Here is a 13,083-nt window from a genome sequence, read left to right as displayed (position 1 = left end):
TCAGTTATGCGCGTGCAGCGCCTCGTTCAGCTCGATGGCCGACTTGTGGGTCTTGCACTCGACCGCGCCGGTCTGCGAGTTGCGACGGAACAGCAGGTCGCTCTGACCGGCCAGCTCGCGCGCCTTGACCACTTTGACCAGTTTATCGCCGTCGTCGAGCAGGCTGACCTTGGTGCCGGCGGTGATGTACAGGCCCGACTCCACGGTGTTGCGGTCGCCCAGCGGGATGCCGATGCCGGCATTCGCGCCGATCAGGCAGCCTTCGCCGACGGAGATGACAATGTTGCCGCCACCGGACAGGGTGCCCATGGTCGAGCAGCCGCCGCCGAGGTCCGAACCCTTGCCGACGAACACGCCAGCGGAGACGCGGCCTTCGATCATGCCCGGGCCGGCGGTACCGGCGTTGAAGTTGATGAAGCCTTCGTGCATCACGGTTGTGCCTTCACCCACATAGGCACCGAGGCGAATGCGCGCGCTGTCGGCGATACGCACGCCGGCAGGGACCACGTAATCGGTCATCTTCGGGAACTTGTCCACCGAGAAGACTTCCAGCAGATCGCCCTTCAGGCGTGCTTCCAGCTGGCGCTCGGCCAGTTCGCTCAGGTCCACCGCGCCCTGGTTGGTCCAGGCAACGTTGGGCAGCAGCGGGAAGATGCCGGTCAGGTTCAGACCATGCGGCTTGGCCAGCCGGTGCGAAAGCAGGTGCAGCTTGAGGTAGGCCTCGGGGGTCGAGGTAAGCGGCGCGTCTTCGGCGAGCAGAGTGGCGACCAGTGGGCGCTGGCTTTCGGCCAGGCGGGTCAGCAGCGCGTACTGGGTAGCGTCGAGCGGCTTCAGGGCATCGGCCAGCTGTGCAGCCTGGGTAGTGGTGATGCTGATTGCCTGATTGCCGCCGGCATAGCCGAGCAGCGGGGCGACGGCAGCTACCAGCTCGCCGGCAGGTTGCAGCAGCGGTTGTGCGTAGAAGACTTCCAGCCAGTCGCCTTGGCGGTTCTGGGTGCCAACGCCAAAGGCGAGGCTAAATAGGGTTGCGGACATAGAATTTCCTTTTTGTCGGCCGCGCCGTCTGTTGGGCGGCTATCAGTTCGGCGCTGCCACTTCGGCAGCGTAAAGATCGGGCTTGAAGCCAATCAGGGTCTTACCGCGCAAGTCGAGTACAGGGCGTTTGATCATCGACGGTTGGGCCAACATCAGCTCGATGGCCCGGGCCTGGTCAAGATCGGCCTTTGCAGCGTCTTCCAGCTTGCGGAAGGTGGTGCCTGCACGGTTGAGAACGGTCTGCCAGCCGTGTTCATTGCACCAGGCTTCCAGGTGGGCGCGGTCGATGCCGACGCTCTTGTAGTCGTGGAAGTCGTAGTCCAGTCCGTGTTCGTCGAGCCAGGTACGGGCCTTTTTCATCGTGTCGCAGGCTTTGATTCCGTATAGGCACAACCGCTGATCTGATTCGGACATAAACGACTCTCCAAGGCTCCTGCAAAACTGGACGGCGGATTATGCCACGCCTCGCCGGGCTATGGAGGCGAGCATGCCTTCTCGCCTCGAAGAGCGCGGCGCGGCAGATGGCTCGCGAACTGTCTCTCTCATCCCTTTCCCGTCTCGCCTAGCGCCTGCTCGATCGCCTGCTCGTTCAGCGGGCGCACGACGCGCGCGAGTTCCTGGCCATTCTCCAGCAGGATCAGGGTCGGCCAGAGCTTGACCCGAAACGAGCGTCCCAGCGGGCGGCCCGGGCCGTCCTCGATCTTCAGATGACAAATGCCGCTGCGCTCAGCCAGGGCCTTTGCCAGTAGTGGCTGAGCTGCTCGGCAGTGGCCGCACCAGGCGGTGCCGAACTCCAGCAGCAGCGGCCTCTGCATGGCGTCGACCTCTGTACGGCTGGGCTCGTTTTGTACGTAGTGTTCAGTCATGTTCATGGCAGGTTCTCCGTGTGCCTTCCAACGTTCGAACTTGCCGCCGGGCCGTCGTTCGGCGAGGGCTCTCGACCTTTTACACCGATGGTGTTGTCCATTGATGACAATCGCAACGGTGAGGTGACGAGTAATGGCACGCAAGCATTTCGAGAATTTCGAAGCGATTTCTTCGGCGGTGCCTGCCGAGGATGCGTTCGAAGCGGTTATCGCCATCAAACGGCGCGACAGCGACGAGCATGTACACGTATTCAAGATCGCAGATGGCCGTCGCTACGACCTGGCCTCCGAAGCCGACGCGATTGCCGAGGCAGCTTTGACTAAAGTTATAGAGGTCAGCGACGAAGGCGAGCTGATCTGGGAAGAACACGCCATCTGAACAGGAGGCGTTGTATGAATGATCACGACGAGCATACTGAGCATGCGCCTGAGCCAGTGGATTCCAACCGGCATGAGGAGCATCCGCGGGCAGATATTCCAGAACACATGAAACCGGAAAATCTGGAAAAGCTGCGCGATTACGGCAAGGACATGATCCCGCCAGGCGTGGCTTGAAGCCTCGGACAACCGGGCGGCCGGACCGCCCGGTGCGTTGTCAGAACGTTTCAATGAAGTGGCGAATGCGTTGCGCCGCCTCGATGCATTCGGCCAGCGGCGCAACCAGTGCCATACGCACGCGGCCGACGCCTGGGGACATGCCGTCCACTTCGCGCGACAGGTAGGAACCCGGCACCACGGTGACATGCTCGCGGGCGAACAGCTCGCGGGTGAACTGTTGATCGTCCATCGGCGTTTTCGGCCATAGATAAAAGCCACCATCGGGGCGTTGCACGTCCATGACCGGCGCGAGTATTTCCAGCACGGCATCGAACTTGGCGCGATACAGCTCGCGGTTGGCGCGCACGTGAATCTCGTCGTTCCAGGCAGCGATGCTCGCCAGCTGGGTCTGCACGGGCATGGCGCAGCCATGATAGGTGCGGTAGAGCAGGAAGGACTTGAGGATATCGGCATCACCGGCGACGAAGCCCGAACGCAGCCCCGGCAGGTTCGAGCGCTTCGACAGGCTATGGAACACCACGCAGCGCTTGTAATCGGTGCGACCCAGTGCTGCACAGGCGGTGAGCAGCCCTGCAGGTGGACTAGCCTCGTCGAAGTACAGCTCGCTGTAGCACTCGTCGGCGGCAATGACGAAGTCGTACTGGTCGGCCAGCGCGATCAGCTTTTTTAGCGTCTCCAGCGGCACCAGCGCACCGGTCGGGTTGCCCGGTGAACAGAGGAAGAGAATCTGGCAGCGCTGCCAGACATCCGCCGGCACGGCATCGAAGTCCGGGTTGAAGCCGTTCTGCTCGAGGCATGGCAGGTAATGAGGCGTGGCGCCGGCGAGCAGGGCTGCGCCTTCGTAGATCTGATAGAACGGGTTCGGGCTGACCACCAGACCGTCCGCTGAGCGATCCACCACGGCCTGGGTGAAGGCGAACAGTGCCTCGCGCGTACCGTTGACCGGCAACACGTGCTGCGCCGGGTCCAGTGCATCTGCGGCGAGGCCGAAGCGCCGCTCGCACCAGCGCGCGATGGCTTCGCGCAGCGCCGGAATGCCGAGTGTGGTCGGATAGACCGCCAGCTGATCAAGGTTGTCCGCCAGTGCCTGGGCAACGAAGTCCGGCGAGCGATGCTTCGGCTCGCCAATCGACAGCGCGATGGCACGCTTGTCGGCAGGCGGCTGTGCGCCAGCGAGCAGGCCACGCAGCTTCTCGAAGGGGTATGGGTGCAGCAGATTCAGGGCGTTGTTCATGGATGCAGTTCTTTCAGGATGAGCGCGGCGAACGCCCCGCATTCGTGAGATCAGTCGTCGCGTGCGCCACCGTAGTAGGCGCAACCGCGCAATGTCTGGCCGTCCAGACGGAGCTCTGCAGTGAGGTGGCTGACCGTGCCGCTGGCACTGTCGACACAGCGCTGCGGTGCAACCCACAGGTCAAGGCGCTGCTGGTTGGCCTCGCTGGTGAAACTGAACTGGCCACCGGGAAGCTGCTCTTCCAGATAAGGCAGGGCGATCGGTGATTGCCCCGGCCGAACGAGCAGCATGCCGCGGGTGGTCACGGTCAGCATCCAGCCTGGTTCATGACCGCTGGCGCGCAGGATCATCTGCTTGAAGTTCTCCTCGCCACAGCCGTGGCCTTCGCGCTGCAGGCGATAGATGCGGGTCAACGCGAGTTGGCCAGTACCGTCCGGTTCGGCCTGACTGAGGGTGCCACGCAGGTCGGCGAACAGTGCATCCTGATCATCGGTCAGCAGCACCTGCACGTCGTCCTGCAACCCGGTGTCCTTGCTCAGCAGTTTCAACGTCCGTTGCCCCTGGCAGCTCTGCAACTGAAGCTGGCCGTCGACTTGTCGAACTTCACCCTGCAGGCGTTCGGTTGCTGCCTTGGCCGGAGGGCGCTCGGCGAAGAATGACTGGCAACCGGCCAGGGACAGGAGCAGTGCAATCAGCAGGGGGCGTGAAGAGGTCATCGGAAAACTCGAAGCGGGTGGGAGGCGGCGGTCGCGAAGGCCCGCCGCGATGACTCAGTTGCCTTTGACGGTCTTGCCGCCGACACGGCCTTCTTCGAGCATGATCTGGTATTCCTTGCCGTCCGTCTCGACCTGATGCAGGCGGACCAGCAGGTAGTCCCAGTCCTTGGCGAACCAGAGGATGGTTTCACGCTTGCTCTGCGTTGGGTCGCGCACGCGCTCGACCTTGATGGCATCGACCTGGCCGGCTTTGGTGCTGACCTTGTCTTCGCCCAGTACGCGGAAATCGTAGGTTTCGATCTCGTCGCCATCCACCACCTGATAGCTCATGCTCTGCTTGCCGGCCGCGACTTCCTGCTGCAGCGCCAGCTGGTAGGTGGATTTGTCCAGCAAGCCGCGATGCAGCGGAAGCTTGACCGGATCACCCCGGTCACTGCCTTCGACCTGCTTGTTGTCCCAGTCGAAGCGGTGCTCGACACGCTTGCCCTTGCCCAGGCCGCTGCGCTTGAGGCGATAGGTCTGTGGCAGGAAGGTATCGCCTTCGGTGCGGAACGTGCTGCGCTCGTTGAGACTGGCGACCAGCATGGAGGCCTCGAAATCGAGCCTCCAGTTGCCATCGTCCAGCTGCTCGAGGCTGCGCTGAGCTGTGCCACTGACCGGAACCTGCTTCCAGTCGGCGGTGTAGCTAGCGGAGAAGGGCTTGAGCTCCAGGGCTTGGACCGGCAGGGTCAGCACGGCGAGAGCGAGCAGCAAAGCGCGACGCATGGTATCTCCTAGATTCTGATCTGATAGCCGGAGGCCGGCAGGTTGACGTCGTCCAGCATCGCGCCTTGTTCGGCGAGGCGCAAGCGCCCTTCGGCGAACCAGCGCATGGCCAGCGGGTAGATCTGGTGCTCGGCCGAATGCACGCGCCGCGTCAGCTGCTCGATGTTTTCACCAGGCTCCACCGCCAGCGCCGCCTGGATGGCCACCGGGCCGCCGTCCAGCTCCTTGGTGACAAAATGCACGCTGCAGCCGTGTTCGCTGTCGCCTGCTTCCAGCGCTCTTCGATGGGTATCGAGGCCCTTGTACTTGGGCAGTAGCGAAGGATGGATGTTCAGCAGGCGGCCCTGGTAGTGGCGGACGAAGCCTGGCGTGAGAATGCGCATGAACCCGGCGAGGATCACCAGATCCGGCGCATGTTCGTCGATTACTTCCATCAGTGCGGCGTCGAACGAATCACGGCCATCGAAGGCCTTGTGATCGAGCACTGCTGTGGGGATGTCGGCGTCTTGCGCCCGCGTCAGGCCGAATGCATCGGCCCGGTTGGAAATCACGGCGCGGATACGCGCCGGATTGTCTTCGGCCTGGCTGTCGATCAGCGCCTGCAGATTGCTGCCGGACCCTGAAATCAGCACCACCACATTGCAGCTTGCGGTCATCAGTGCTGTTTCAGGTTGTTCAGCTGGACTCGTTCGGCATCTTGCGCCGCGGTGGTGATCGTACCGATCACCCAGGGCGATTCGCCGGATGCGCGCAGATTGGCCAGGGCCGGCTCAACCTGATCCTGGGCGACGCAGATGACCATGCCGACGCCACAGTTGAGCACGCGGTGCATTTCGTGTTCGTCGACGTTGCCTTTTTCCTGCAGGAAGTCGAACACTGCCGGGCGCTGCCAGCTGGCGACGTCGATGATCGCCTGGGCGTTGTCAGGCAATACCCGTGGGATGTTGTCGAGCAGGCCGCCGCCGGTGATGTGGGCCATGGCCTTGACCGCACCGGTGTCCTTGATCAGCTTGAGCAGCGGCTTGACGTAGATGCGCGTCGGCGCCATCAGCAGGTCGGCCAGCGGCTTGCCGTCCAGCTGGGTGTTCTCGATGTCGGTGGCGGACACTTCGAGGATCTTGCGAATCAGTGAGTAGCCGTTGGAGTGCGGGCCCGAGGAGGGCAGGGCGATCAGCGCGTCGCCCGCTGCGACTTTCGAGCCGTCGATGATCTCGCTCTTTTCCACTACGCCGACGCAGAAGCCGGCCAGGTCGTAGTCTTCACCCTCGTACATGCCAGGCATCTCGGCGGTTTCGCCGCCTACCAGCGAACAGCCGGCCAGTTCGCAGCCGGCACCGATGCCGGTCACCACGGTGGCGGCCACGTCGACGTTGAGCTTGCCGGTGGCGTAGTAGTCGAGGAAGAACAGCGGCTCGGCGCCACAGACCACCAGATCGTTGACGCACATGGCGACCAGATCCTGGCCGATGCTGTCGTGCTTGTTCAGGTTCAGTGCCAGGCGCAGCTTGGTGCCGACGCCGTCGGTGCCGGAGACCAGCACCGGCTGCTTGTAGCCTGCCGGGATTTCGCACAGGGCGCCGAAGCCGCCCAGGCCGCCCATTACCTCAGGTCGTGCGGTGCGCTTGGCCACGCCTTTGATGCGTTCGACCAGCGCTTCGCCTGCATCGATATCGACGCCAGCGTCCTTGTAGCTGAGGGAGGGTTGCTTGCTCATAGAATCCGGACCTGTGAAAGGAGTGCGGGTGTCGACCGGTCAGGTGCTGCATCCACGCCAGGGCTAACCGTTTCCGGCTACTGGTGTTGTCACCAGAGTGGCCGGTTGACGCCGGGGCTGAGTCCACCTGCGTCGCGTTTGCCTGGGTACTGAATGCCGGGCTCGTACAAGCGCCGGAACCGGTCTGCGGAAAGCGCGCGATTTTATCAGGCTTGCCGCGCAGCGGCCATCCCGGCAGCTGCGATGGCGCGGGCGGGCCGCATTTTGAGTCGGGCATCTGTGAGGTAGGCGGTTGCCGGCTCTGGGCCGGCTGTTTAAGGTGTAGCGTCCTGTTTCCTCTACTTCCTGCCCCGGGGTCCGGCGGCCTGCGAGAATCAATCATGCGCCTTGTCTACCGCTTACTCATTCTGTGCCTTGCGCTGGGGGCGTCATTGCCCGGTCAGGCCGAACAGCTCAAGGGTCTGTATCAGGTGCGTGAGCCTGTTTCCGGCGAGCAGAGCGAGGAGCGCGCAGCTGCGTTGCAGCGGGCTTTCGATACCTTGCTGTTGCGCCTGACCGGCGATGCGCAGGCAAGCAAGCGCGAGGCCGTCGCTGAGCTGCGCAAGGACCCGCAGCAACTGATCAGCAAGTATGGTTACGAGCACGACCATATCGTCGTCGACTTCGATCCAGGCACCACGGAGCGCAGCCTGCGTAGTGCCGGCTTGTCGCTGTGGGGTGCGAACCGGCCGACGCTTCTGGTCTGGTGGCTGAACGAGCGGGTCGAGGGCACCCAGTTGCTTGGCGACGATCAGCGCAGCGCTGCGCCAGTGCGTGCTGCCGCGCAGCACCGTGGCCTGCCGTTGCGCCTGCCGCTGGCGGATCTGTCCGAACAGCTGCTGGCAACACCGGACGCATTCGGCGCGAACAGCCGGGAGACGCTGGGCGAGGCGTCCGAGCGCTACGATGCCGACGTACTGCTGGCGGTCCATGCGCGAGAAGCCGATTCCCGCTGGCAGGCTCAGTGGAACGTCTGGCTCGACGACGAGCAGCGCGACGGCAAGGCTGAGGCGGAAACCCTCGAGGGACTGGCGGATGCGGTAATGCTGTCCGTCAGTGAGTACCTGGCGCCACGCTATGTGGTTGCGCCAGGCGCCGCGTCGGACATCACCCTGGAGATCCTGGGGGCCGATGTCGCGAGATTCGCGGAGCTGGATCGCTTGCTCGAACCCTTTGGTGGCAACCTGCTGCGGGTGGAAAGTGATCGCCTGGTCTATCGCGTCAACGCCAGTCCGGAGCAGTTGCGTGCTCAGCTGGCGCTGGCGCGTTTGCAGGAAGTCGCCGAAGACGAGGCGCCGCTGGATGCACGGCAGCCGATGGATGAGGGCGGTGTGGTTGGCGAGCCCGACAATGCGCCTGCGTCGCCCGAGAGCGGCACGGTGATGCGTTACCGCTGGTGATGACGCAATTCCTATATCGGCGACTGTCCTGCACGGAAGGCATAGAGTGACCATGAACGATTCGAACCGCTGGCTCTGGCTGGCAGGCGTGCTCTTGTGCGCCTGGCTGGTATATCTGCTGACGCCGATCCTCACCCCTTTTCTCATCGGCATCCTGTTGGCCTATCTCGGAGATCCGCTGGTTGATCGCCTGGAGCGCTGGGGGCTGTCGCGTACCTGGGGGGTGATCGTCGTATTCGCCCTGTTCAGTCTGCTGATGTTGCTGATGTTGCTGGTGTTGCTGCCGATGCTAGGCAAGCAGCTGGTGAAGCTCTACCAGCTGGCGCCGCTGGCGCTGGACTGGTTGCAGCATCAGGCGTTGCCCTGGGTGCAGGCGCAGTTCGGGCTGGAAGACAACTTCTGGCGTCTCGATCAGCTGAAGGCCGCATTCGCTGAACACCTGGGCAGCACCACCGACGTCCTCGGCATGGTGTTGAGCCGAGCCACCGCGTCGGGGCTGGCCCTGCTGGCATGGATTGGCAACCTGCTGCTCATACCGGTGGTGAGCTTTTATCTGATGCGTGACTGGGATTTGATCATGCTCAAGCTGCGCAGCCTGCTGCCGCGCCGCGGTGAGGGCATGGTGGTGCGTCTGATGAGCGAGTGCCATGAGGTGATCGGCGCATTCCTCCGCGGCCAGTTGCTGGTCATGCTGGCATTGGCAATCATCTATGCGTCCGGCCTCATGCTGGTCGGGCTCGAACTGGGGCTGTTGATAGGCGTTCTTGCCGGCCTCGCCAGCATCGTGCCCTATATGGGCTTCGTCGTCGGCATCGGTGCGGCGGTGGTCGCTGTGCTCTTTCAGTTCGGGCTGGCACCTTACCCGCTGCTGGGCGTGGCGGCGGTATTCACGGTAGGGCAGATGCTCGAGGGGATGCTGCTGACGCCGTTACTGGTCGGCGACCGCATTGGGCTGCATCCGGTGGCGGTGATTTTTGCGGTGCTCGCCGGTGGTCAGCTGTTCGGTTTTACCGGTGTGCTGCTGGCACTGCCGGTGGCGGCGGTGATCATGGTTCTGCTGCGCCACGTGCACGATCTCTATAAACTCTCGGACCTTTACGCCGAGCCCGCCGGTGCACCGGCCGAACCACCCAGCCAGCCATGAAACCCATCCAGCTCCCCCTGGGCGTCCGTCTGCGCGACGACGCCACCTTCGCCAACTTCTACCCTGGCGCCAATGCAGCCGCACTCGGCTATGTCGAGCGGCTGTGTTCGCCTGCTGCGGGCTGGTCCGATGAGTTGATCTATCTCTGGGGGCAGGCCGGTGTCGGTCGTAGTCATCTGCTGCAAGCTGCTTGCCTGCGGGTGGAGGAGCGCGGAGAGTTGGCTGTCTATCTGCCGTTGGCGGAAGTGGCCGAATATGGTCCGGCCTTGCTCGACAACCTCGAGCAGAGCGAGCTGGTCTGCCTGGACGATCTCGATGCGGTGGCCGGGGACGCGGTATGGGAGGAGGCGTTGTTCCATCTGTTCAACCGCCTGCGTGACGCCGGCCGACGGTTATTGCTGGCTGCGGACGCCTCGCCGCGCGAGTTGTCGATCGCGCTGCCCGACCTCAAATCTCGTTTGAGTCTGGCGCTGGTTTTCCAGCTGCAACAGCTGTCCGACGAGGACAAGCTACGCGCCCTGCAGCTGCGAGCCTCGCGTCGTGGGCTGAATCTGCCGGATGACGTTGGTCGCTTCATCCTGACCCGAGGCGCACGCAGCATGAACGCGCTGTTCGAGTTGCTCGATCAGCTGGATCAGGCCTCGCTGCAGGCGCAACGCAAACTGACCATCCCTTTCCTCAAGGAAACGCTCGGCTGGTAGCTTGTGGCCTGCTTGGTAAGTTCAGCGCCTTGTCTCGCAGCCACGCTCATCCGAACTTGCCTCAACAACTCACCGCACAGGCCACTAGGCGACGTCGGCGAAAACATTGAAGCAGTTTTCGCCGTGATCAGCTGCCCTCACGCCTCGCCCGCGGCCTTGCGTTCGTACTGATAGCTCCAGCGGGTGTAGAGCAGCGCCGCGACGAACAATGTCAGGCTCAGTCCGGCCTCCAGCAGGCCGTAGATCATCCGCGCCGGGTCGATCGCCGCGAGCACGCCCTGAATGAAGTACAGGTTGACGATAAAGCAGAGCCAGGCGTGCGCCCTCGGGCTGCCAGCGATCATCCCTGGTGCAACCAGCAATAGTGGAATGAGCTGGATGCTGACGACAACCCAGGTTCTGGCTCCGTGCAAGTCGGCAAAGGCCAGGTTCCAGACGACCAGTAGCACTGCGAGGCCGATGAAGCTGGCAAGGCTTATCGCTCGGCTGGATTTGACCCGCGGGGTCAGCCACTCCAGTGATGGCAGCGGTTTACGCTTCTTAGCCAAGGGACATCTCCAGCCGCTGTGCCGTGTGTGCCAGGCGCTGTCCGAGGGCGCGACAGAGGGCGATTTCATGTTCGTCGAGCAAACGCTTGCCGTCCGCACCGGCATGGTGACTAGGGCCGTAAGGCGTGCCACCACCGCGGGTTTCCAGCAGCCCGTTCTCGCTGTAAGGCAGGCCGAGCACCAGCATTCCGTGGTGCAGCAGCGGCAGCAGCATCGACAGCAGCGTGCTTTCCTGTCCGCCGTGCAAGCTGGAGGTTGAGGTGAACACGCCGGCTGGCTTGCCGACCAACTCGCCGGTCAGCCACAGGCCGCTGGTGCCGTCGAGGAAGTATTTCAGGGGGGCCGCCATATTGCCGAAGCGAGTGGGGCTACCTAGCGCAAGGCCGGCGCAATTCTTCAGGTCTTCGAGGGTCGCATACAGTGCACCGGCGTCGGGAATGGTGGGCGCGACCGCTTCGCACTCGGTGGACACGGCAGGTACGGTGCGCAGACGCGCTTCCAACCCGGCCATTTCCACGCCGCGAGCAATTTGTCTGGCCATTTCGGCTGTAGCGCCGTGGCGGCTGTAGTACAGCACCAGAATGTAGGGCGTGCTCACGGCAAGATCTCCAGCACTTTTTCCGGCGGGCGGCCGATGATCGCCTTATTGCCCGCGACCAGGATCGGGCGTTCGATCAGGCGAGGGTGCTCGATCATGGCGTCGATCAGTTCTGCTTCGCTGAGTTTAGGATTGGCCAGGTCGAGGCTTTTGTACTCTTCTTCGCCTGTACGCAGCAGTTGCCGGGCGGTGAGCCCCAGCTTGTCCAGCAGAGCACAGAGTTGGGCTGCGGTGGGGGGCGTTTCCAGGTAGCGCACGATTTCGGGCGTCAGACCGCGGGCTTCAAGCAGCTCCAGGGCACCGCGCGATTTGGAGCAGCGAGGGTTGTGATACAGCGTGAGTTCGGTCATTTGTGGTTGCGTCTCGCCGGATGAGGTGGCCATTCTAACCCCCAACGTGGCGCTCGCCGAAATGTGCAGCGCGTGTGATCCGGGCGGGCTGTCGGTCTGTCCGGGTCTTTTGACGATGAGCACTGTCGAGCCAACGGCTCCAGGCAGCTGTAACAAGGAGAAGGGATGCATCAGCGCATCGACAATGCCCTCGAGTTCGGTCGCTTCCTGGTTCGGCGCTTTTTGTCCGATCAAGGTCCGCATAGCGCGGCGGCCTTGACCTACACCACCCTGTTCGCCGTGGTGCCGATGATGACCGTCACGTTCGCCATGCTGTCGGCGATTCCCGCTTTCAAAGGTGTTGGCGAGCAGATCCAGTTCTACATATTCAACAATTTCATCCCGTCCACCGGCGCGACCATCCAGGAATATCTGCTCGCGTTCACCAGCCAGGCGCGGCAACTCACCTGGTTCGGGGTCGGGTTTCTCATGGCTACCGCGTTGATGATGCTGCTGACCATCGAGAAGGCCTTCAATACCATTTGGCGCGTACGACAGCCACGACGGGGGGTGTCCAGTTTTCTGCTGTATTGGGCGATTCTCAGCCTCGGGCCGCTGCTGCTCGGCGCAGGGTTTGCCACCAGTACCTACATCGCCTCGCTTTCGCTGATCTCGGGGCCGTACGCGCTCATTGGCGTCGGCACGCTGATCAAGGTCATGCCATTGCTGCTCAGCGTGGCGGCCTTCACTCTGATCTACGCCGCGGTGCCCAATACCCGTGTCCCGTTACGGCATGCGTTGGTGGGCGGTGTATTCACCGCAGTGTTGTTCGAGGCGGCCAAGCAACTGTTCGGCCTGTACGTCAGCTATTTCCCGAGCTATCAGCTGATCTACGGCGCTTTCGCGGCTGTCCCGCTGTTTCTGTTATGGGTCTATCTGTCCTGGATGATCGTGCTGTTCGGCGCCGAGCTGGTCTGCGGCCTGTCGTCGTCGCAGCAATGGCGCCGTCGGCCGCTGCCACGCCTGCTGGTCATGCTGATGCTGCTGCGCAACCTGCACCAGCGTCAGCAGGAGGGGCGGGAGCTGCGCCTGCGTGATCTGCACAGGGCCGGCCTGCGCCTTCCCGAGGATGAGTGGGACGACATACTCGGCTTCTTCGAACAGGAACAGCTGGTCTGTCGGACGGGTTCCGGGGGCTGGGTGCTTTGTCGAGATCTGAATCACTACAGTCTGGATAAACTATTGCGCTGCAACCCGTGGCCACTGTCAGCGCGCGTAACGTTGCCCGAGCAGCTGAACGAACCCTGGTATCCGACTTTGCGCCAGTCACTGGAGCTACTGCAGCAGGAACAGGCCAGCCTGTTCAGTGGCAGCCTGGCCGACTGGTTGCAATCGGGCGGTGACAAAAATCGTCAGTAAGGGAGTGTTTACGTGGA

Annotated in this window: 17 protein-coding genes; 6 read left to right on the top strand and 11 right to left on the bottom strand. The window is 63.0% G+C overall.

Annotated elements, in window-relative coordinates:
• The 3 genes from dapD to RT582_RS15530 form a co-directional block, all read right to left on the bottom strand.
• Positions 1-1,035, bottom strand: a complete 1,035-nt coding sequence (gene dapD, locus RT582_RS15540) for a 2,3,4,5-tetrahydropyridine-2,6-dicarboxylate N-succinyltransferase (RefSeq protein WP_023446283.1) — start codon at positions 1,033-1,035, stop codon at positions 1-3.
• Positions 1,036-1,077: 42 nt separating this feature from the next.
• Positions 1,078-1,449 (bottom strand): ArsC family reductase, encoded by a 372-nt coding sequence (locus tag RT582_RS15535; RefSeq protein WP_041014634.1) that lies wholly within the window; start codon positions 1,447-1,449, stop codon positions 1,078-1,080.
• Positions 1,450-1,577: 128 nt separating this feature from the next.
• The gene (locus RT582_RS15530) at positions 1,578-1,907 is read right to left on the bottom strand and encodes a thioredoxin family protein (RefSeq protein ID WP_041014633.1); all 330 of its coding nucleotides are present in this window, start codon (positions 1,905-1,907) and stop codon (positions 1,578-1,580) included.
• Positions 1,908-2,034: 127 nt separating this feature from the next.
• On the opposite strand from RT582_RS15530, the gene RT582_RS15525 reads away from it, so the two are divergent.
• Both RT582_RS15525 and RT582_RS15520 read left to right on the top strand, forming a co-directional pair.
• Positions 2,035-2,280 carry a hypothetical protein gene (locus tag RT582_RS15525; protein ID WP_014821066.1) on the top strand — a complete coding sequence of 82 codons (246 nt, stop codon included), beginning with the start codon at positions 2,035-2,037 and terminating at the stop codon, positions 2,278-2,280.
• Between the two features lie 14 nt (positions 2,281-2,294).
• Complete coding sequence (locus tag RT582_RS15520) at positions 2,295-2,456, top strand: hypothetical protein (RefSeq protein ID WP_014821065.1); 162 nt, start codon at positions 2,295-2,297, stop codon at positions 2,454-2,456.
• A gap of 40 nt (positions 2,457-2,496) precedes the next feature.
• Here RT582_RS15520 and dapC read toward each other — a convergent pair whose 3' ends face one another.
• From dapC to purM, 5 genes are read right to left on the bottom strand one after another with little or no spacing between them, the layout of a single operon-like run.
• Positions 2,497-3,693: a succinyldiaminopimelate transaminase gene (dapC, locus tag RT582_RS15515; RefSeq protein WP_044314471.1), complete on the bottom strand. Its 1,197-nt coding sequence runs from the start codon at positions 3,691-3,693 to the stop codon at positions 2,497-2,499.
• Between the two features lie 50 nt (positions 3,694-3,743).
• Complete coding sequence (locus tag RT582_RS15510) at positions 3,744-4,409, bottom strand: COG3650 family protein (protein WP_041014631.1); 666 nt, start codon at positions 4,407-4,409, stop codon at positions 3,744-3,746.
• Between the two features lie 54 nt (positions 4,410-4,463).
• Complete coding sequence (locus tag RT582_RS15505; protein WP_023446278.1) at positions 4,464-5,174, bottom strand: DUF3108 domain-containing protein; 711 nt, start codon at positions 5,172-5,174, stop codon at positions 4,464-4,466.
• A gap of 8 nt (positions 5,175-5,182) precedes the next feature.
• Complete coding sequence (purN, locus tag RT582_RS15500) at positions 5,183-5,830, bottom strand: phosphoribosylglycinamide formyltransferase (RefSeq protein ID WP_041014630.1); 648 nt, start codon at positions 5,828-5,830, stop codon at positions 5,183-5,185.
• On the bottom strand, positions 5,830-6,888 hold the full coding sequence (purM, locus tag RT582_RS15495; RefSeq protein WP_041014629.1) for a phosphoribosylformylglycinamidine cyclo-ligase: 1,059 nt from the start codon (positions 6,886-6,888) through the stop codon (positions 5,830-5,832). The genes purN and purM overlap by 1 nt, the downstream gene beginning before the upstream one ends.
• A gap of 380 nt (positions 6,889-7,268) precedes the next feature.
• On the opposite strand from purM, the gene RT582_RS15490 reads away from it, so the two are divergent.
• Genes RT582_RS15490 through hda form a run of 3 tightly spaced genes read left to right on the top strand, consistent with a single transcriptional unit; the run spans position 7,269 to position 10,172 of the window.
• On the top strand, positions 7,269-8,327 hold the full coding sequence (locus tag RT582_RS15490) for a DUF2066 domain-containing protein (protein ID WP_041014628.1): 1,059 nt from the start codon (positions 7,269-7,271) through the stop codon (positions 8,325-8,327).
• A 52-nt stretch (positions 8,328-8,379) separates the two neighbouring features.
• Positions 8,380-9,471: an AI-2E family transporter gene (locus RT582_RS15485; protein ID WP_041014627.1), complete on the top strand. Its 1,092-nt coding sequence runs from the start codon at positions 8,380-8,382 to the stop codon at positions 9,469-9,471.
• Positions 9,468-10,172 carry a DnaA regulatory inactivator Hda gene (gene hda, locus RT582_RS15480; RefSeq protein ID WP_041014626.1) on the top strand — a complete coding sequence of 235 codons (705 nt, stop codon included), beginning with the start codon at positions 9,468-9,470 and terminating at the stop codon, positions 10,170-10,172. The genes RT582_RS15485 and hda overlap by 4 nt, the downstream gene beginning before the upstream one ends.
• Before the next feature lie 137 nt (positions 10,173-10,309).
• On the opposite strand, the gene RT582_RS15475 is transcribed toward hda, so the two are convergent.
• Genes RT582_RS15475 through arsC form a run of 3 tightly spaced genes read right to left on the bottom strand, consistent with a single transcriptional unit; the run spans position 10,310 to position 11,668 of the window.
• Positions 10,310-10,720: a DUF2069 domain-containing protein gene (locus RT582_RS15475; protein ID WP_042926446.1), complete on the bottom strand. Its 411-nt coding sequence runs from the start codon at positions 10,718-10,720 to the stop codon at positions 10,310-10,312.
• Positions 10,713-11,318, bottom strand: a complete 606-nt coding sequence (wrbA, locus tag RT582_RS15470; RefSeq protein ID WP_023446272.1) for an NAD(P)H:quinone oxidoreductase — start codon at positions 11,316-11,318, stop codon at positions 10,713-10,715. Before wrbA ends, RT582_RS15475 begins: the two co-directional genes overlap by 8 nt.
• On the bottom strand, positions 11,315-11,668 hold the full coding sequence (gene arsC, locus RT582_RS15465; RefSeq protein ID WP_044314470.1) for an arsenate reductase (glutaredoxin): 354 nt from the start codon (positions 11,666-11,668) through the stop codon (positions 11,315-11,317). Before arsC ends, wrbA begins: the two co-directional genes overlap by 4 nt.
• Positions 11,669-11,833: 165 nt before the next feature.
• On the opposite strand from arsC, the gene RT582_RS15460 reads away from it, so the two are divergent.
• On the top strand, positions 11,834-13,066 hold the full coding sequence (locus RT582_RS15460; protein WP_014821053.1) for a virulence factor BrkB family protein: 1,233 nt from the start codon (positions 11,834-11,836) through the stop codon (positions 13,064-13,066).
• Positions 13,067-13,083: the final 17 nt, after the last annotated feature.

It is taken from the genome of Stutzerimonas kunmingensis (assembly GCF_032106285.1).
Taxonomy (GTDB): Bacteria; Pseudomonadota; Gammaproteobacteria; order Pseudomonadales; family Pseudomonadaceae; genus Stutzerimonas; species Stutzerimonas kunmingensis_B.
This window is presented reverse-complemented; position numbering and strand designations above follow the sequence as displayed.